Genomic DNA, 16,523 nt, shown 5'->3' on the forward strand with positions numbered 1-16,523 from the left:
GACCCCTACGCCACAATCTCCCTGTCAACCGAAGCCGCCATTCCCTGGTCGCACCGATCGGCCTGTTGCCCAGCCCGAGGTGCGCAATATCAGTCAAGGTGTCGAAGGTCTGCCGCTGATCCTGCGCCTGTCGCTGGTCGATGCGATGACCAGCGAGCCGGTCATCGGCGCGCTGGTGCGCATTCAGCAGCGTGTCGATGGCGACACGCGCCTGGGCGGCAGCCAATCGACCGATAGCCATGGCATCGTCCGTTTCACCAGTGTCTATCCGGATCGATCGGCGCCCGGCACTTCTTGCCTGACCCTGAACGTATTCATTCCCGGCGACGAGGCGGGTGCGCAGTCTCACCACGAGGCCTGGGCCGGCACCTTGCACCTGCCCGGCCGCTGCAGCTGTGGAGGCATCGCCGATGACGCTGCGCAACTGATATTGCTGCCGATCGCCGGCGAGAATCTCGAAGACGGAGCCTTCGCCTGCCAGACCCTTGGCATCGACACCTTTGCCGTGTCGTCGCAACTCGGGCTTGAAGGCTACGCAAAGAGCGCCGGTGTGGCACTCTAGCGCAGCTGGTTCAGGGCCCTCACGAGCAGCTCCATCTCGGCAGCCGTGGTCGTCAGCCCCGGCGTGATGCGAATGCACGGCCCGCATGCGGCGCCGGTGCGCACCACGGTGAACAGGTTGAACTCACTCAGCAGTCGCTCGGCCATGACTTGTTGATTGTCATGCCGGGTGAAACGCAGTGAGGTGATCGCGCAATATAGTTGCGGATCATCCGGCGTCAGCACCTCGATGTCCGGCAAGTGGCGAACGGCGCCGACCCACAGGTTGCGCAGGTAATTCAGGCGTGCGCCCTTGGCAGCGGCGCCGCCGAGCGCATCGTGCTCTTCGAACACCAGTGGCAAAGTCATCAGCGCCGGGATGTTCGGCGTGCTGTACGAGGTGCGCGAGCGAATATCGGCGACCGGATAATGCATCTCGCCCATGTCCGGATCGATGTCGGCCAGACGCAGCGGGTCGATATAAATGAAGCCAAGGGTCAGCGGCGCGCCGATCCATTTGTGCAGGTTGTAACCGGCGAAAGCGATGCCCAAGGCCTGCGGATCGAACTCGATCTGGCCGAGGGCGTGGGCGCCGTCAAGGATGATATCGACGCCGTGCTCTTTGGCCAGCGCGGCGATGGCCTGCACCGGCATGACCAGCCCGGTGCGGTGGGTGACGTGAGTCAGGGCCATCAGTTTGAGTTTCGGATGGCGGACAAAAGCCTCGCGGTAGGTTTCGAGCAGGCTGTCGAAACTGGCCGGATGGCGGTGGACAATTTTAATGACCTCCACGCCACGGTGTTTCGCCAGCCAGCGCATGGCGCCTTTGACCGTGTCGTACTCGAGATCGCAGATCAGCACCTGATCACCCGGCTGCAGGCGGTTGTAATTGCGGATCAGCGATTGCAAGCCTTCGGTGGCGTTGCGCGTCAGGGCTACGCTTTGCGCGCGCACGCCGATCAGTTCGGCCAGTTGCGCGCGAATCTCCAGGTTGTCGTGCTGTTCAAAGCGCTGGCGCACGTAAACCGAGTTGCTGGTGTTAATCAGCTCGATGTTGCGCTGGTATTCCTCGATCACCGTGCGCGACATGCGCCCGAAATAACCGTTCTCCAGATTGACCGGGCCGGGCTGGACATCGTATCGGTCGGCGAAGGTTTGCCAGAAGGCTTCGTCACGGGCGCGGCGGGTGTTGTCAGGCATGGTCGACATGGCTCAAGAGAGGAGGGCGCATCAGTGGCGCGGGGCGGGTCTGCCGTGTTTGGCACGTAGCGGTTGGAGCAAATCGGAGAGGCCGTTGTGGTCAATCTCCTGCATCAGCGCCAGCAGGCCACCGAGTTCGCCATGGGGAAAGCCTTCTCGGGCAAACCAGTTCAGATAGGGGCCAGGCAAGTCGGCAATGATTCGGCCCTTGTACTTGCCGAAAGGCATCTGGCGAGTGATCAACAGTTCGAGTTTTTCCGGATTCATCGGCACGCTTCAATTGGTTTCCAGATCAGCCTGAAAAATACAGGCATTCTGCATGCAGGCCAAATGACAGATCATGCAAAAAACCAGCATACAGATGGTTCAATCTTTTATAAGTTGCTGAAAATAAAGGTTTTATTTCTGTAAGCGAAGCTGGCACGCACGCTGCAATATCCCTTGCATCTTCAACCCATCGCAAGGAATTGAAAAATGACCGACATGAATAAAGAAGCCATCTCTGTACTCAACGACCTGATTGAAACCTGCAAGGACGGTCAGGAAGGGTTCAAGACTTGCGCCGAAGACATCAAGCATCCAGAACTCAAAACCCTGTTTATGACTCGCTCCGCCGACTGCGCTACCGCGGCCGCTGAGCTGCAGGCTCAGGTTCGTTCGCTGGGTGGCGATCCGGAAACTTCCACCAGCATGAGCGGTGACCTGCACCGTCGCTGGGTCGATGTGAAATCGATGTTCACCGGTAAAGATGAAGAGGCCGTACTGAACGAGGCCGAGCGCGGTGAAGACCATGCGCTGAAGGCATATCGCGAAGCCCTCGAGAAAATCAACAAGCACAATCTGGTAGGCATCAAGGATCTGGTGGAGCGTCAGTACCACGGCGTACAACGCAACCACGATCAGGTGAAAGCCCTGCGTAACCAGGCTCGTGCCAACTCTTAAGCTGCACTGAAACAACTGTGGGAGCGGGCTTGCTCGCGAAGAGGCAGTGTCAGCAACATCTTCGTTGCGGGACACACCGCATTCGCGAGCAAGCCCGCTCCCACATTCGTTATGTGTCCTCGTAATTAACCAATACTGATCGCCGGCAATGTCGGCAATGTCACCGTCTGCTGTTTACGTGGCGCGAGAATCTCCGCTTCGCCATCCACCACGAGCTCATCGCGCTGGTTGAACACGCGGGTCGCGATGCGCACGCGAAATTTCGGCAGTTTCTCCAGAATCTCCAGGCGTACCGTCAGCGTGTCGCCAATCTTCACCGGCTTCTGAAAGCTCATCTGCTGACCGATATAAATAGTGCCCGGCCCAGGCAGTTCGCAGGCCACGGCAGCGCTGATCAGCGCACCGCTGAACATGCCATGGGCGATGCGTTCCTTGAACATGCTTGCGGCGGCAAACTCGGCGTCCAGGTGCACCGGGTTATGGTCGCCCGACATTGCGGCGAACAGCTGAATGTCGCGCTCTTCGACAGTCTTGCTGTAGCTGGCGGTCTGGCCGACTTCAAGGGCTTCGTAAGGGATGTTGGTAACCTGAGTCATCGGTTTCGATTCCTGTGACGGATTTCAGTGAATCCACAAAAGATTATTCGCTGCGCTGCGGGCGCGGATGGCTCAGGGCCTGGTTGATCCAGGCGAGCACATCGGCGGTCACTTCGTCGCGATTGGTTTCGTTGAACAATTCGTGCCGGGCCTGCGGGTAGATCTTCAGTTGCAGATGCTGGCTGCCGGCCCTGCGCAAGGCATTGGCCAGATCTGTCAGACGCTTGCCCTCGCTCACCGGATCACATTCGCCGCCAATCACCAGCAGCGGCAGGCCCGGATCGATCTGCGCGAGATTGGACGCTTTGCTGATTTGCTGCAAGCCGCCGAGCAGGTCGATCCACAGTTGATTGGTGCAACGAAAGCCGCACAACGGGTCGGCGGCGTACTTGTCGACCTCGGCCGGATCGCGGCTCAGCCAGTCGAAGCGGGTGCGTACCGGTTTGAATCGGTTGTTGAAGGAGCCGAACGACAGCCATTCGATCAACGCGCTGCGGCCCTTGCCGCCCTGGCGCAGTTTTTCCAGCCGGGCAATCTGCCGCGCTGCGCGATACAGCGCCACTGGCTGGTAATTCGAACCGCTGAGAATCGCCCCGTGCAGACTGGCGCTGTGGTGCAGCAGATAGGCTTGGGCGATGTAGCTGCCCATGCTGTGGCCGAGCAGGATGATCGGCACGCCGGGGTGTTGCTGGCCGATGTGCTGGTTGAGGCTGGCCAGATCGCCGACGACCTTGCACCAGCCATCGTCGTCGGCGAAATGGCCGAGGGTGGCGTTGTCCGCAGTGCGACCATGGCCGCGCAGATCCGGCGCGTAGACGCCATAGTCTTTGTCGCAAAACGTGTCGGCGAGCCGCGCGTAGCGAGCGCTGTGTTCGGCCATTCCGTGAGCCAGCAGTATCACCGCTTTCAATGGCGTGGCCGGCAGCCAGCGGTTGACGGACAGGCGGCTGCGGTCACTCGCGTCCAGCCAGAAGGTGTCGTGGGTCATGGCGATTCCTTTGCTCAGCATCGCCAGAGTGTATAGCGCGTCTGATCAGCCCACGCCACGGCAGGAAGATTCACGCGATCAATGACGGCTTTGGCCATATTTGCCTGATTGGCCATAGCTGCTAGTGTCCGTGGAGCTCCGCTTTGTGCTTTTCGCCTTCCATGGATGAAGCAGAAACGACAGAAAGCGGCTCCCGGATCGGCTCAGGTAAAGAGGACAAGAACAATGCAACCTGATTTCTGGAATGACAAACGCCCGGCCGGCGTACCGCTGGACATCGACATGAGCGAGTTCAAGTCGGTGATCGAAGTGTTTGAGCGTTCCTGCAAGAAGTTCGCTGATCGCCCGGCGTTCAGCAGCATGGGCATCACCCTGACCTACGCTGAACTCGACCGTCAGAGTGCGGCATTCGCCGGTTACCTGCAGGCCCACACCGACCTGGTGCCGGGCGATCGCATTGCGGTGCAGATGCCCAACGTTCTGCATTATCCGATTGCGGTGTTCGGCGCTCTGCGCGCCGGGCTGATCGTGGTCAATACCAACCCGTTGTACACGCCACGGGAGATGCGCCACCAGTTCAAGGATTCCGGCGCGCGGGCGCTGGTCTACCTGAACCTGTTCGGGCAGAAAGTCCAGCAAGTGCTGCCCGACACCGACATTCAATACCTGATCGAAGCGAAGATGGGCGACCTGATGCCCGCCGCCAAGGGCTGGCTGGTCAACACAGTGGTCAGCAAAGTGAAGAAACTGGTCCCCGAGTATTCGTTACCTCAAGCGACCTCGTTCAAAAGCGCGCTGCGCATGGGCCGCGGCCTGGGTATCAAGCCGCTGAACGTCGGCCTCGATGACATCGCCGTGCTGCAATACACCGGCGGCACCACTGGCCTGGCGAAGGGCGCGATGCTCACCCACGGCAATCTGGTGGCGAATATGCAGCAGGTGCGCGCCTGCCTGGCTCAACTCGGCCCGGACGGTCAGCCGCTGTTGCGCGAAGGCCAGGAGGTGATGATTGCGCCGCTGCCGCTGTACCACATCTATGCCTTCACCGCGAATTGCATGTGCATGATGGTGTCGGGCAACCACAACGTGTTGATCTCCAATCCGCGCGACATTGCCGGCTTCATCAAGGAGTTGAAGAACTGGCGGTTCTCGGCGCTGCTGGGTTTGAACACTTTGTTCGTCGCGTTGATGGACCATCCTGATTTCAAGAGTCTGGATTTTTCCAGCCTGAAGCTGACCAACTCCGGCGGCACCGCGCTGGTCAAGGCCACCGCCGAGCGCTGGGAACAGATGACCGGGTGCCGCATCACCGAAGGCTACGGCCTGACCGAAACCTCGCCAGTGGCCTGCACCAATCCTTACGGCGACCAGTCGCGCCTGGGCACCGTCGGCCTGCCGGTACCAGGCACGCTGGTGAAAATCATCAATGATGACGGCGTCGAACAGCCGCTGGGCGAGCGCGGCGAGCTGTGCATCAAAGGCCCGCAGATCATGAAAGGCTATTGGAACAAACCCGAGGCCACCGCCGAAGTGCTCGACGCCGAGGGCTGGTTCAAGTCCGGTGATATCGCGGTGATCGACCCGGACGGTTTCGTGCGCATCGTCGATCGCAAGAAGGACATGATCATCGTCTCCGGCTTCAACGTGTATCCCAACGAAATCGAAGACGTGGTCATGGCTCACCCGAAAGTCGCCAACTGTGCGGTGATCGGCGTGCCGGACGAGCGTTCGGGGGAGGCGGTGAAGTTGTTTGTCGTGGCGCGGGAAACCGGCGTCAGCCTGGAAGAACTGAAGGCTTACTGCAAAGAGAATTTCACCGCCTACAAGGTGCCGAAACACATCGTGCTGCGTGAGTCGTTGCCGATGACGCCTGTAGGGAAAATTCTGCGGCGCGAGTTGCGCGACATCGCATAAAGCTTAAAAGCGAAAAGATCGCAGCCTGCGGCAGCTCCTACAGGAAACGCATCCAGTGTAGGAGCTGCCGCAGGCTGCGATCTTTTGTTTTTTAAACCCCCATGATCACGTCCTTTCAAGGGTTAATAGGATTTTTGCTCTAAAATGACTGCTTGCAAGTCTTGAGTCATCAATGTGACTGTAGGGGCCGCTTTTGGCTCTGGTCGGCCCTTTGCAAAGCTGCTACTCTCGGCGCGCTTTGTGACTTCTCGGCCTGTAAAACGCCGGATTCACCAATACAAAACACACACCAATAATAATCGCATCAAATGCGGTGAAGAATTCGCGTTGCTGAGGAGTGGGCTTCCATGATCGAAGACTTTTGGAAGGATAAGTATCCGGCTGGAATCGCAGCCGAGATCAATCCAGACGAGTATCCGAACATTCAGGCAGTGTTGAAGCAATCCTGCCAACGCTTCGCCAACAAACCGGCTTTCAGCAACCTGGGCAAGACAATCACCTACGGTGAGCTGTACGAGCTGTCCGGTGCCTTTGCCGCGTATCTGCAACAGCATACCGACTTGCAGCCCGGTGATCGAATCGCCGTGCAACTGCCCAACGTCCTGCAATACCCGGTCGCGGTCTTCGGTGCCATTCGCGCCGGGTTGATCGTGGTCAACACCAACCCGCTGTACACCGCGCGGGAAATGGAACACCAATTCAACGACTCCGGCGCCAAAGCCCTCGTTTGCCTGGCGAACATGGCGCACCTGGCCGAAGCCGTGGTGCCGAAGACCGGGGTCAAACACGTCATCGTTACCGAAGTCGCCGATCTGCTGCCGCCGATCAAGCGCCTGCTGATCAACAGCGTCATCAAGTACGTGAAGAAAATGGTTCCGGCCTATCACTTGCCCAAGGCCATCAAGTTCAACGACGTTCTGAGCAAGGGCCACGGCCAGCCAGTGGCCGAAGCGAACCCGGACAGCGGCGATGTCGCCGTGCTGCAATACACCGGCGGCACCACCGGCGTGGCCAAGGGCGCGATGCTCACGCACCGCAATCTGGTGGCCAACATGTTGCAGTGCAAGGCGCTGATGGGCTCCAACCTCAACGAAGGCTGCGAGATCCTGATCACGCCGTTGCCGCTGTATCACATCTATGCATTCACCTTTCACTGCATGGCGATGATGCTGATCGGCAACCACAACATTCTGATCAGCAACCCGCGAGATTTGCCGGCGATGGTCAAGGAACTGTCGAAGTGGAAGTTCAGCGGCTTCGTCGGCCTCAACACGCTGTTTGTGGCGCTGTGTAACAACGAAGGTTTCCGCAAGCTGGATTTCTCCGCGTTGAAGGTCACCCTGTCCGGCGGCATGGCCCTGCAACTGGCTGCGGCCGAGCGCTGGAAAGCCGTCACTGGCTGTGCGATCTGCGAAGGTTACGGCATGACCGAAACCAGCCCGGTGGCCACGGTGAATCCGATTCAGCATATCCAGATCGGCACCATCGGCATTCCAGTGCCGTCGACCCTGTGCAAAGTCATCGACGATGCCGGTGTCGAGCAGCCGCTGGGCGAAATCGGCGAACTGTGCGTCAAGGGCCCGCAAGTGATGAAGGGTTACTGGCAGCGTCAGGAAGCCACCGATGAAATGCTCGACAGCGACGGCTGGCTGAAAACCGGTGACATCGCGCTGATCCAGCCGGATGGCTACATGCGCATCGTTGATCGCAAGAAGGACATGATTCTGGTGTCTGGCTTCAACGTCTATCCGAACGAACTGGAAGACGTGCTCGCGACTTTGCCGGGCGTGTTGCAGTGCGCGGCGATCGGCGTGCCGGACGAGAAATCGGGTGAGGCGATCAAGATTTTCATCGTCGCCAAACCGGGTGTGAACCTGACCAAAGAGCAGGTCATGGACCATATGCGCGCCAACGTCACCGGCTACAAGGTGCCGCGCTCGGTGGAATTCCGCGACGCCCTGCCGACCACCAATGTCGGCAAGATCCTGCGCCGCGAGTTGCGTGATGAAGAGCTGAAGAAGCTCAAGGCCAAGAGCGCCGCTTAAAACAAAAAGCCCCGCAGATGCGGGGCTTTTTGTTGATGCAGACTGTAGACGTGCGTTGCCTGTGATGCCGTCTTCGCGAGCAAGCCCGCTCCTACATTTGACTGTATTCCAACTGACGGAATGCAGTTGAATGTGGGAGCGGGCTTGCTCGCGAAGCTTTTTGGCTACTGACGGAACGGCGCAAAATTCACATTGGTGCCTGCCGGACGCATGTCCTGCAGATACGAATCCTTGTCCGCACTCAGTTCCAGGCTCAATGCCGCCTTGCGCTTGCCTTCGTTGCGAATCACCAGCCCTTCGAGCTTCTCGCGCAGAAACACGGTTGGCACTTTCAAATGCAGCAGCTCATCAGTGGCCGGGGTGTGCAGCAGCAAGTGAATCCACTCGTACTGACCGATGGCCAGACGCGATACCGGCAGGTCGAACCACCAGATGTTGCGGTTGCGGTTCAGTTCGGCGAAGTGGCAGTTGTTGGTGCCGAGTACGGCGCCGCCCAGTTGCTGGTTGCGACGGGCGATGGCCTGGGTTTTATTGAGCTTCATGACATTCCTGCGAATCGGTGTGCGGGGCGCAACGCCCATAGGCTGAGCATTCTCGGGGCAACGCTGGCAAACATAAAGCGCAACCTGCGCGTCGCGACGAAATGCCCGCAAAATAAATGAAACTCGGCGCAAAGCGCACCGGTCAATCGTTACGTAATGACTTTTCTTCCCTTTATGCTTCACGGAGAAACACCATGAGTAGCACAGGCGATAAAGTAAAAGGCATGGCCAACGAAGCCGTTGGTAACGTCAAGCAAGGCGTCGGCAAAGCTACTGACAACGACAAGCTGCGCGCGGAAGGCAAAGTTCAAGAGAAAAAAGGCGAAGCCCAGCAAGCGGTTGGCAACGCCAAGGACGCCGTGAAAAAAGGCGTCGACAAGGCGTAAGCGAGCCTTGAACGAATCACACGAGCGGCCATCCAAGGATGGCCGTTTTTGTATCAGAACCCTGCGGTCATCCGCCGAAGGATCGCCAAGTAGGCTACCTTGAGGTAAAAAACGGCCCCTGAGTCGCCACGACTTCAACCTTTTGCGGCGCAAGGAGACGCGAATGATATTTCCGGACATGAAAGGTCTGCCCCTGCACCGGGTGATGGTGCGCACGGTCACTGAGTTCGTCGATGACGAAATGTCGACCTACGCCTCGGCACTGGCCTACCAGATGCTGTTCTCGCTGTTTCCGTTCATTCTGTTCCTGATTGCCCTGATCGGTTTCCTGCACCTGCCGGACTTCTTTTCCTGGCTGCGTCTGCAAACCGAACTGGTCCTGCCGCCCCAGGCGCTGGAGCAGGTCAATCCGGTGATCGATCAGCTGCAGCAATCGAAGGGTGGCCTGCTTTCCATCGGTATCGTTATCGCCCTGTACACCGCTTCCGCCGGCGTGCGCCTGATGATGAGCGCGATGAATGCGGCTTATGACGTAGTCGAAGGCCGGCCGATCTGGAAGCGTTTCCCTTTGTCGATCGTGTACACCGTCGGCATTGCCGGCATGCTGCTGATCGCCGCTGCGCTGATGGTGCTCGGGCCGCAGGTGATGGGCTGGATTGCCGCACAAGTGGGCCTGGAAGACTTCATCGTCACGGTGTGGACGATTGCGCGCTGGCCGGTGATCGTCATTCTGATGATGGTCGCGGTGGCGCTGATCTACTACGTGATGCCCGACGTCAAACAGGATTTCCGCTTCATCACCCCAGGTTCGGTGCTGGCCGTGGTGGTGTGGATCCTCGCGTCGCTGGGTTTTGCCTTCTACGTGAAAACTTTTGCCAACTACAACGCGATGTACGGCAGCATCGGGGCGATCATCGTGCTCTTGCTGTATTTCTATATCTCCGCCGCGGTGCTGTTGCTCGGCGCGGAAATGAATGCGGTGATCGAGCACATGTCTGCCGAAGGCAAGGACAAGGGCGAAAAAGCCCCTGGCGAGCCCGACGAATCGACCAAACAACACGTTTCGGGTCTGGGGCGTGATCATTCGCTCAAGCCGGACACTGATGAAGCACGACCATGATTCGTGAAATTCTGAAAATGGGCGACGAGCGCCTGCTGCGCATCGCACCGCCGGTACCGCCGGAAATGTTCAACAGCGCCGAGCTCTGGCAATTGATCGATGACATGTTCCAGACCATGGAAAGCGTCGGCGGCGTTGGCCTGGCGGCGCCGCAGATCGGCGTCGATCTGCAACTGGTGATCTTCGGTTTCGAGCACAGCGAGCGTTACCCGGACGCTGAAGCGGTACCGCAGACGATTCTGATCAATCCGCTGATCACGCCGTTGAATCCGTTGATGGAAGAGGGCTTCGAAGGCTGTTTGTCAGTGCCGGGCTTGCGCGGCGCGGTTGATCGCTATCAGCAGATTCGCTACGAAGGCTTTGATCCGAAGGGCGAGCCGATTGTGCGCGTGGCCTCCGGGTTTCATGCGCGGGTGGTGCAGCATGAATGCGATCACCTGATCGGTCGGCTGTATCCGTCGCGGATTACCGATTTCAGCAAGTTCGGCTTTACCGAAGTGCTGTTTCCGGATCTCGATCCCAACGCTGACGATTAACCAGAATCAAAAGATCGCAGCCTTCGGCAGCTCCTACAGGGATCGGTGTAGGAGCTGCCGAACGCTGCAATCTGTTGATCTTCAAACTAGCCCCATCGCAATCATCGGCTTGCTGCGCGCGTACCGGCTCAGCCGCTCCGCCATTGCCTGCGGCAGCGCCGGGTCGAAGCTGAAGCCGCGCCGCTCATAAAACCCGCGCAGCTCCGGGTGGCAGAACAGCCATACCGGCTCGTCGACATCCTTGAGCGCCGCCGCCATCAACTGCCCCGCAATGCCCTGTTCACGAAGTCCCGGATCAACCAACAACCCGGTCAGCCAATGCCCGCCCGATACCGGTCGCAGGCACAGCGCCGCCACGATCTCGCCGCGCCTGGCGACCCACAGCTGCGCCTCGCGCACGGTTTTCATCGAAGACTGATGGCTGCGGTAGAACTTGTTCATCAGCGGCCACAACGATTCGTCGAGCTGGCTGTAGAGGATGTCAGGCATGGGGTCGGGCTGTCGCTGCGAAAAGCGCCGATTATAAAAGAACGCGCGCCTCGGGATAGGTGTATACCTGAACTCACACCCCTGTGAGTGGAGTACCGGTCATGTCAAAAGGTATGGATTCAAAGAAAGCTGCGAAGAAAAAGCCGGCCAAGACCGCCATGGAAAAACGCGCGGAAAAGAAAACCAGGAAAGTCGACATCTTCGGCCATTGATCAAACCCGTCGGAAGCCCGTCTCTCGGGCTTCCCGCCTCTGTGGCGAAAACGTCCGTTTTCACCACATCGCCCTGCCGCGCTGAACCGTTTCTTGTGCAAAAAATGCCAGATACTGGCCGACTAGTGGCCTTGCGCCCGGCGTCGGGATGGCTATGCTTTGCAGGTAACTAACCATGTCGACCGTCATGCCAACAGGGCGGCGGAACAGGGTTGGTCCGTGATTCATGCTGCCAGAGTGCGCCGTCCAAGGCACCGACACTGAACCAACAAGGAGCGTCACCTAAATGGAAGTTCTTCTACGCGTTAGGGCTGGCCCGCATGCGGGCTATCAAGAAAAGGATGTCTTGATCAGAGCGTCGCTGCACGAACCCTCCGATTGATCATCATTTATCACCTGACAACTTCCTCCTTTGGAGGAAGGCGTGTGCCTGTTCTGTAGAACGTAGTGGTGGATCGTGAAAGACCTGAACTTTCATCCAATCAAAAGAACGCGCGGAAGGTGATACAACCATGTTCAACCTACATCACAAGGCTGACCTGCGGGAAATCGAGCGCTTCAGCTGTGCGCTGACCGAAGCCAACGCGAAGATAGAAGCGCTCAGCCGCTCGATGGCGATGATCGAGTTCACCCCGGAAGGGATCGTCCTCGACGCCAACGAGAACTTCTGCAAGACCCTGGGCTACAGCGCCGATGAGGTTCGCGGCAAGCACCATCGGATCTTCTGCGAAGAGAGCTTTTATCGCAGCGAGGACTACGCGAAGTTGTGGCGCGATCTGGCCCGTGGTGAACCGCTCAGCGGCACTTTCCTGCGCCTGAACAAGAGCGGCCGCGAAATCTGGCTTGAAGCCAGTTACATGCCGGTGTTCGGTCCGGACAAACAGGTCAGAAGTGTCATCAAGGTGGCGGCGGACATCACCGCGCGCATCAACAAGGAGCATGAAGAAGAAGCCATGCTGGCGGCGATCAGCCGGTCCATGGCGGTGATCGAGTTTACCCCCGAAGGCCATGTCATCCGCGCCAACGACAACTTTTTGCAGACCATGCAGTACTCGCACAATGAAATCGTCGGCCAGCACCACAGCCTGTTCTGTCACCGCGCCGAAGCCGAATCCGCGCAATACAAGGCGTTCTGGGCTTCGCTCAATCGCGGCGAATATCACTCGCACCGATTCGAACGCAAGAACAAGTCCGGGCAGATGGTTTATCTGGAGGCGTCGTACAATCCGCTGTTCGATGCCAAGGGCCGCTTGTACAAAGTGGTCAAGTTTGCCAGCGACATCACTCGGCAGATGACCACCCTGCAAAGCGCTGCGGAATCGGCCCACAGCACCTCGGTGCAAAACGACGCTTGCGCGCAGAAAGGCTCACAGGTGGTGCAGCAGACCGTGCAGATCATTCAGGATATTTCCCGCGACCTGAATGAAGCGGCGGTAAGTATCGATGCGGTAAGCAAACAGTCGGACATCATCGGCACCATCGTCCAGACGATTCGCGGGATTGCCGATCAGACCAATTTGCTGGCGCTCAACGCGGCGATTGAAGCCGCGCGGGCCGGTGAGCATGGACGCGGTTTTGCGGTTGTCGCCGATGAAGTGCGCAGCCTCGCTGCGCGAACCAGCCAGGCAACGCTGGAAATCGTCGACGTGGTGCGCAAAAACCACGACCTGTCGCTCAGCGCAGTGTCGAGCATGCAGTCGAGTCTGAGCCGTACCGGGTTGGGCGTGGAACTGGCGAACGAGGCGGGCGAGGTGATCCTCGAGATTCAGCAGGGCTCGCGGCATGTGGTGGATGCGATCAGCCAGTTTAATGAAACCCTGCAATTGAACTGAAATCTTCAGACCATACAAAACCCGTGGGAGCGGGCTTGCTCGCGAAAGCGGTGTGCCAGACCAGCAAAATGCCAGCTGACACGACGCCTTCGCGAGCAAGCCCGCTCCCACAGTTGAGTCCTGTGCTGGCCATCAGCGATGCGCAATATTCTCCAAGGCCAGATTACGCGTACGCGGGCCGAACCAGCCGATGGTCAGCATCACGATCAGCATGCTGCTGACGATGAACGCCAACACTCCCGGCGTGCCGAAGTTGTCGAGGAACATGCCGATCAACAGACTGCTGAACACTGTCGACAACCGACTGAACGAATAGCAGAACCCGACCGCGCGAGCGCGGATGTTGGTCGGGAACAGTTCGCTCTGGTAGGAGTGATAACTGAAGCTCAGCCAGGCGTTGCAGAAGGTGATCATCACGCCGCAGAAGATCAGCCCGAACGCGCTGGTCTGCAGGGCGAACAGGGTGCCGAAAGTCATCGCGCCGAGGGCCGAGCCGACGATCTGCCATTTGTTTTCGAAGCGGTTGGCGAACTTCACAAACAGCAACGGCCCGAGCGGGTAAGCGAGGGTGATGATGAACGCGTACATCAGACTGTGCGTGACGCTCACGCCTTGGCCCGAAAGCAGCGCCGGCAACCAGTTGCCGAAACCGAAGAAACCGATCGCCTGAAAGATATGAAAGACGATCAGCATCAACGCGCGGCGGCGGTAGGGCGGTTGCCAGATGTCGGCGAAGCGGCCTTTGCCTTCGACATCGACTGCCACCGGTTCCGGCGCATCCAGCGCTTGGCCGTGATCCTTGGCGCAGCGCGCTTCGAGGTTGTCGAGAATGCGGTTGGCCTCGTCGAAGCGGCCATGCTGTGCCAGCCAGCGCGGGGATTCCGGCAAGCGCTTGCGCAGCCACCAGATGAACAGCGCGAACACCGCGCTGGCCAACACCACCCAACGCCAGCCGGAAACACCAAACGGCGCTTGCGGCACCAGCCACCACGACATCAAGGCCACCGCCGGCACTGACAGGAACTGCACGAAAAACGCAAAGGCAAACGCCGAGCTGCGCATGCGCTTGGGCACCAGCTCCGAGAGGTAGGCATCGATCGTCACCAATTCGATACCCAGACCGATGCCGACCAGAAAACGCATGCCGATGATGCCCAGCGCCGAGGTCTGAATTCCCATCAGCACCGTGGCCAGCGTGTACCAGATAAGCGCGAAGGTGAAGATCGCCCGGCGACCGAAACGATCGGCCAACGGACTGAGCAGGCTGGCGCCGAGAAACAGGCCCAGGAAGGTCGCCGAAGCAAACGCTGCCTGATCGGAAAAGCCGAACACACCTTGCTTGCCAGCGGCGAAGAGACCGTCGCGAATCAGCCCCGGGCTGATGTAAGCGGTCTGAAACAGGTCGTAGAGCTCGAAAAAACCACCGATCGACAGCAGCGCCACCAGACGCCAGATCGTGGCTACCGCGGGCAGTCGATCGATGCGGGCGGAAATCCCGGCGGCGCGTACCGGGTCGATGCCGTCACTGTGCGCGGCGGCGGATGCGTGAGCAGTCATAAGCTGATCCATTTTTTATTGATGGAAAAGCTTAGCCTGCTATCGGAGTTCGAGGATTGTGAATGTCGGCTGTTTACTCGGGTGAACCGCTGATTTTTTGCAATATCTACTTACGAATTAGCGATTTATGCCGCAGCGGCAGAATCTGGCAGCGCCGAGTTCGGCAGGCCGAAGATCCGGTCGAACAGCCAGTTGAAGACGAAGGTGTAGCACGGGATAAAAATGATCAGCGCCAGATCCAGCAGAAACGCCTGCACCAGACTGATGTTCATCCACCACGCAATCAGCGGAATCAGAAACACGATCAGCGTCAGTTGAAAGCCGACCGCATGGGCGATGCGCCGTTTCACCGTACGGGTACGCGAGACCTGGCGACTTTCCCAGCGCTCGAACAATGAGGTGTAAATAAAATTCCAGGTCACGGCGATGCTGGTGATGATTACCGCCAATGGCCCTGTGCTGCCTGGCGATGTGCCCGACAGCAACGCCAGACCGAGCGCCGAGAAGGTCATGCCGATCACTTCGTAGAGCGACACGTAGACCAGTTTGCGTTTCACGCCTTGCATGCAGATTTGCCTCTTTCTTGCCAATTGTGACCAGCAGGGCTGGCGAAGGCGGCGAAAGATAGCTTCAATAGTCCTGACAGAAAAAGTCGGTAGCTTTCAGTTTTATTGATAGGTGGGAAACTTGAATTTCAACAGCGACAGCATCGAGTTGTTTCTGGCGGTGATCGAACGCGGTTCGTTTTCCGCCGCCGCTCGGCAATTGGGCAAGGTGCCGTCGGCGGTGAGCATGGGCATTGCCAACCTTGAGGCCGAACTCGGTTACCCGTTGTTCGACCGCAGTCATCGTGAGCCGCAACCCACGGCGATGGCACAGTCGCTGGTGCCCCACGCGCGATTGATCGCCGAACAGCTCAAGCAGCTGCGAGTGCACGCGGTGGAGTTATCGCTGGGCCTGGAAAGCAGGTTGTCGATTGGTGTGGTCGCGGACATTGATCGGCGGCGTTTGCTGGCAGCGATCAAGGTAATTGCCGAGCGCCATCCGTTGCTCGACATCGAAGTGCTGACCGCGCCTCAGGATGATGTGCTGGCGATGTTGCACGGTGGCCGGGTCAGCGTGTGTCTGGCGTTTGCGGGGTTAAGCGTGAATGCGCTGGAGCGGTTTCAGTTCGTCGGCAGCGAACGGATGATCGCCACGCTGGCGGCAGACAGTCCGTTGTTGCAGGGGCGGGATGTGTTTCTTGAAGACCTGGTGCAAGTGCGGCAGATCATCGTCGCCAGCCGCGACTTGCCGATCAGCGAAACGCGGCCGTTGGTGGCTGAATCTTACTGGCGCACGGACAATCTTGAGACGGCAATGGAAATGGTCGAAGCAGGACTGGGGTGGGGTAATTTTCCGCTATCGGTGGTGCAGCCGTGGCTGGACACGGGACGTTTGAAAAGGCTGAATTTTCGTAACATCGAAAATGGCCTGGTGCTGCCGGTGCATGCGGTGTGGCTCAAGAGCCAGCCCCTGAAGAAGGGCGCGCAGGCACTGGTGGACCTGCTCAGCCATTGAGCCCAACACAAAACCCTGTGGGAGCTGCCGAAGGCTGCGATCTTTTGATCTGGCTTTTGAAGAT

At 58.7% G+C, this 16,523-nt stretch carries 16 protein-coding genes and 2 pseudogenes; 10 read left to right on the forward strand and 8 right to left on the reverse strand.

Going from position 1 to position 16,523, the window contains the following annotated elements; all coding sequences use genetic code 11:
- The first annotated feature begins 79 nt into the window (after positions 1-79).
- Entirely contained in the window at positions 80-562 is a 483-nt protein-coding gene (locus CXF97_RS02475) for a hypothetical protein (RefSeq protein WP_101155825.1), read from the forward strand.
- Here the strand turns inward: CXF97_RS02475 and CXF97_RS02480 are convergent.
- Together CXF97_RS02480 and CXF97_RS02485 are read right to left on the reverse strand one after the other, a co-directional pair.
- The gene (locus CXF97_RS02480) at positions 559-1,740 is read right to left on the reverse strand and encodes an aminotransferase class V-fold PLP-dependent enzyme (RefSeq protein ID WP_101156407.1); all 1,182 of its coding nucleotides are present in this window, start codon (positions 1,738-1,740) and stop codon (positions 559-561) included. The two genes, CXF97_RS02475 and CXF97_RS02480, sit on opposite strands and share 4 nt — an antisense overlap.
- Before the next feature lie 30 nt (positions 1,741-1,770).
- On the reverse strand, positions 1,771-2,007 hold the full coding sequence (locus CXF97_RS02485; protein WP_101155827.1) for a DUF3820 family protein: 237 nt from the start codon (positions 2,005-2,007) through the stop codon (positions 1,771-1,773).
- 207 nt (positions 2,008-2,214) lie between these two features.
- Here CXF97_RS02485 and CXF97_RS02490 point away from each other — a divergent pair, with 207 nt between their 5' ends.
- Positions 2,215-2,682 carry a PA2169 family four-helix-bundle protein gene (locus tag CXF97_RS02490; protein WP_101155829.1) on the forward strand — a complete coding sequence of 156 codons (468 nt, stop codon included), beginning with the start codon at positions 2,215-2,217 and terminating at the stop codon, positions 2,680-2,682.
- Between the two features lie 125 nt (positions 2,683-2,807).
- On the opposite strand, the gene CXF97_RS02495 is transcribed toward CXF97_RS02490, so the two are convergent.
- Together CXF97_RS02495 and CXF97_RS02500 are read right to left on the reverse strand one after the other, a co-directional pair.
- Positions 2,808-3,278 carry a MaoC family dehydratase gene (locus CXF97_RS02495; protein ID WP_003227420.1) on the reverse strand — a complete coding sequence of 157 codons (471 nt, stop codon included), beginning with the start codon at positions 3,276-3,278 and terminating at the stop codon, positions 2,808-2,810.
- 43 nt (positions 3,279-3,321) lie between these two features.
- Positions 3,322-4,266, reverse strand: a complete 945-nt coding sequence (locus CXF97_RS02500) for an alpha/beta hydrolase (RefSeq protein ID WP_101155831.1) — start codon at positions 4,264-4,266, stop codon at positions 3,322-3,324.
- A gap of 225 nt (positions 4,267-4,491) precedes the next feature.
- On the opposite strand from CXF97_RS02500, the gene fadD2 reads away from it, so the two are divergent.
- Positions 4,492-6,180: a long-chain-fatty-acid--CoA ligase FadD2 gene (fadD2, locus tag CXF97_RS02505; RefSeq protein WP_101155833.1), complete on the forward strand. Its 1,689-nt coding sequence runs from the start codon at positions 4,492-4,494 to the stop codon at positions 6,178-6,180.
- 347 nt (positions 6,181-6,527) lie between these two features.
- Positions 6,528-8,225: a long-chain-fatty-acid--CoA ligase FadD1 gene (fadD1, locus tag CXF97_RS02510; protein WP_101155835.1), complete on the forward strand. Its 1,698-nt coding sequence runs from the start codon at positions 6,528-6,530 to the stop codon at positions 8,223-8,225.
- Positions 8,226-8,389: 164 nt separating this feature from the next.
- Here the strand turns inward: fadD1 and CXF97_RS02515 are convergent, their stop codons facing one another.
- Positions 8,390-8,767 carry a hypothetical protein gene (locus CXF97_RS02515; protein WP_042607251.1) on the reverse strand — a complete coding sequence of 126 codons (378 nt, stop codon included), beginning with the start codon at positions 8,765-8,767 and terminating at the stop codon, positions 8,390-8,392.
- A gap of 194 nt (positions 8,768-8,961) precedes the next feature.
- Here CXF97_RS02515 and CXF97_RS02520 point away from each other — a divergent pair, with 194 nt between their 5' ends.
- From CXF97_RS02520 to def, 3 genes are all read left to right on the forward strand, one after another.
- Positions 8,962-9,153, forward strand: a complete 192-nt coding sequence (locus CXF97_RS02520; protein WP_042607250.1) for a CsbD family protein — start codon at positions 8,962-8,964, stop codon at positions 9,151-9,153.
- Between the two features lie 163 nt (positions 9,154-9,316).
- Positions 9,317-10,273, forward strand: a complete 957-nt coding sequence (locus tag CXF97_RS02525) for a YihY/virulence factor BrkB family protein (RefSeq protein WP_101155837.1) — start codon at positions 9,317-9,319, stop codon at positions 10,271-10,273.
- On the forward strand, positions 10,270-10,809 hold the full coding sequence (def, locus tag CXF97_RS02530) for a peptide deformylase (protein WP_039758091.1): 540 nt from the start codon (positions 10,270-10,272) through the stop codon (positions 10,807-10,809). Before CXF97_RS02525 ends, def begins: the two co-directional genes overlap by 4 nt.
- 81 nt (positions 10,810-10,890) lie before the next feature.
- Here the strand turns inward: def and CXF97_RS02535 are convergent, their stop codons facing one another.
- Positions 10,891-11,298, reverse strand: a complete 408-nt coding sequence (locus CXF97_RS02535) for a GNAT family N-acetyltransferase (RefSeq protein ID WP_101155839.1) — start codon at positions 11,296-11,298, stop codon at positions 10,891-10,893.
- Positions 11,299-12,127: 829 nt separating this feature from the next.
- Between CXF97_RS02535 and CXF97_RS28685 the strand changes: the two are divergent.
- Positions 12,128-12,793: pseudogene (locus tag CXF97_RS28685) on the forward strand (PAS domain-containing protein); the annotation flags it as partial.
- 120 nt (positions 12,794-12,913) lie between these two features.
- A pseudogene (locus CXF97_RS28690) lies at positions 12,914-13,342 on the forward strand (methyl-accepting chemotaxis protein); the annotation flags it as partial.
- 132 nt (positions 13,343-13,474) lie between these two features.
- Here the strand turns inward: CXF97_RS28690 and CXF97_RS02550 are convergent.
- Together CXF97_RS02550 and CXF97_RS02555 are read right to left on the reverse strand one after the other, a co-directional pair.
- A complete protein-coding gene (locus CXF97_RS02550; RefSeq protein ID WP_101155843.1) occupies positions 13,475-14,899 on the reverse strand; it encodes an MFS transporter in 1,425 nt (474 codons plus the stop codon).
- Between the two features lie 125 nt (positions 14,900-15,024).
- Positions 15,025-15,465, reverse strand: coding sequence for a PACE efflux transporter (locus tag CXF97_RS02555; RefSeq protein WP_076563910.1), 441 nt, complete (start codon positions 15,463-15,465; stop codon positions 15,025-15,027).
- A 121-nt stretch (positions 15,466-15,586) separates the two neighbouring features.
- Between CXF97_RS02555 and CXF97_RS02560 the strand changes: the two genes are divergently transcribed.
- Positions 15,587-16,459: a LysR family transcriptional regulator gene (locus tag CXF97_RS02560; RefSeq protein WP_101155845.1), complete on the forward strand. Its 873-nt coding sequence runs from the start codon at positions 15,587-15,589 to the stop codon at positions 16,457-16,459.
- Positions 16,460-16,523 lie beyond the last annotated feature (64 nt).

It is taken from the genome of Pseudomonas sp. Choline-02u-1, from assembly GCF_002836515.1.
Classification (GTDB): domain Bacteria; phylum Pseudomonadota; class Gammaproteobacteria; order Pseudomonadales; family Pseudomonadaceae; genus Aquipseudomonas.

Excerpts from the sequence above, each read along its gene's own strand:
- CXF97_RS02480 (WP_101156407.1), bottom strand. The coding sequence starts at position 1,740 with ATGCCTGACAACACCCGCCGCGCCCGTGACGAAGCCTTCTGGCAAACC.
- CXF97_RS02485 (WP_101155827.1), bottom strand. The coding sequence starts at position 2,007 with ATGAATCCGGAAAAACTCGAACTGTTGATCACTCGCCAGATGCCTTTC.
- CXF97_RS02490 (WP_101155829.1), top strand. The coding sequence starts at position 2,215 with ATGACCGACATGAATAAAGAAGCCATCTCTGTACTCAACGACCTGATT.
- CXF97_RS02495 (WP_003227420.1), bottom strand. The coding sequence starts at position 3,278 with ATGACTCAGGTTACCAACATCCCTTACGAAGCCCTTGAAGTCGGCCAG.
- CXF97_RS02500 (WP_101155831.1), bottom strand. The coding sequence starts at position 4,266 with ATGACCCACGACACCTTCTGGCTGGACGCGAGTGACCGCAGCCGCCTG.
- fadD2 (WP_101155833.1), top strand. The coding sequence starts at position 4,492 with ATGCAACCTGATTTCTGGAATGACAAACGCCCGGCCGGCGTACCGCTG.
- fadD1 (WP_101155835.1), top strand. The coding sequence starts at position 6,528 with ATGATCGAAGACTTTTGGAAGGATAAGTATCCGGCTGGAATCGCAGCC.
- CXF97_RS02515 (WP_042607251.1), bottom strand. The coding sequence starts at position 8,767 with ATGAAGCTCAATAAAACCCAGGCCATCGCCCGTCGCAACCAGCAACTG.
- CXF97_RS02520 (WP_042607250.1), top strand. The coding sequence starts at position 8,962 with ATGAGTAGCACAGGCGATAAAGTAAAAGGCATGGCCAACGAAGCCGTT.
- CXF97_RS02525 (WP_101155837.1), top strand. The coding sequence starts at position 9,317 with ATGATATTTCCGGACATGAAAGGTCTGCCCCTGCACCGGGTGATGGTG.
- def (WP_039758091.1), top strand. The coding sequence starts at position 10,270 with ATGATTCGTGAAATTCTGAAAATGGGCGACGAGCGCCTGCTGCGCATC.
- CXF97_RS02535 (WP_101155839.1), bottom strand. The coding sequence starts at position 11,298 with ATGCCTGACATCCTCTACAGCCAGCTCGACGAATCGTTGTGGCCGCTG.
- CXF97_RS02550 (WP_101155843.1), bottom strand. The coding sequence starts at position 14,899 with ATGACTGCTCACGCATCCGCCGCCGCGCACAGTGACGGCATCGACCCG.
- CXF97_RS02555 (WP_076563910.1), bottom strand. The coding sequence starts at position 15,465 with ATGCAAGGCGTGAAACGCAAACTGGTCTACGTGTCGCTCTACGAAGTG.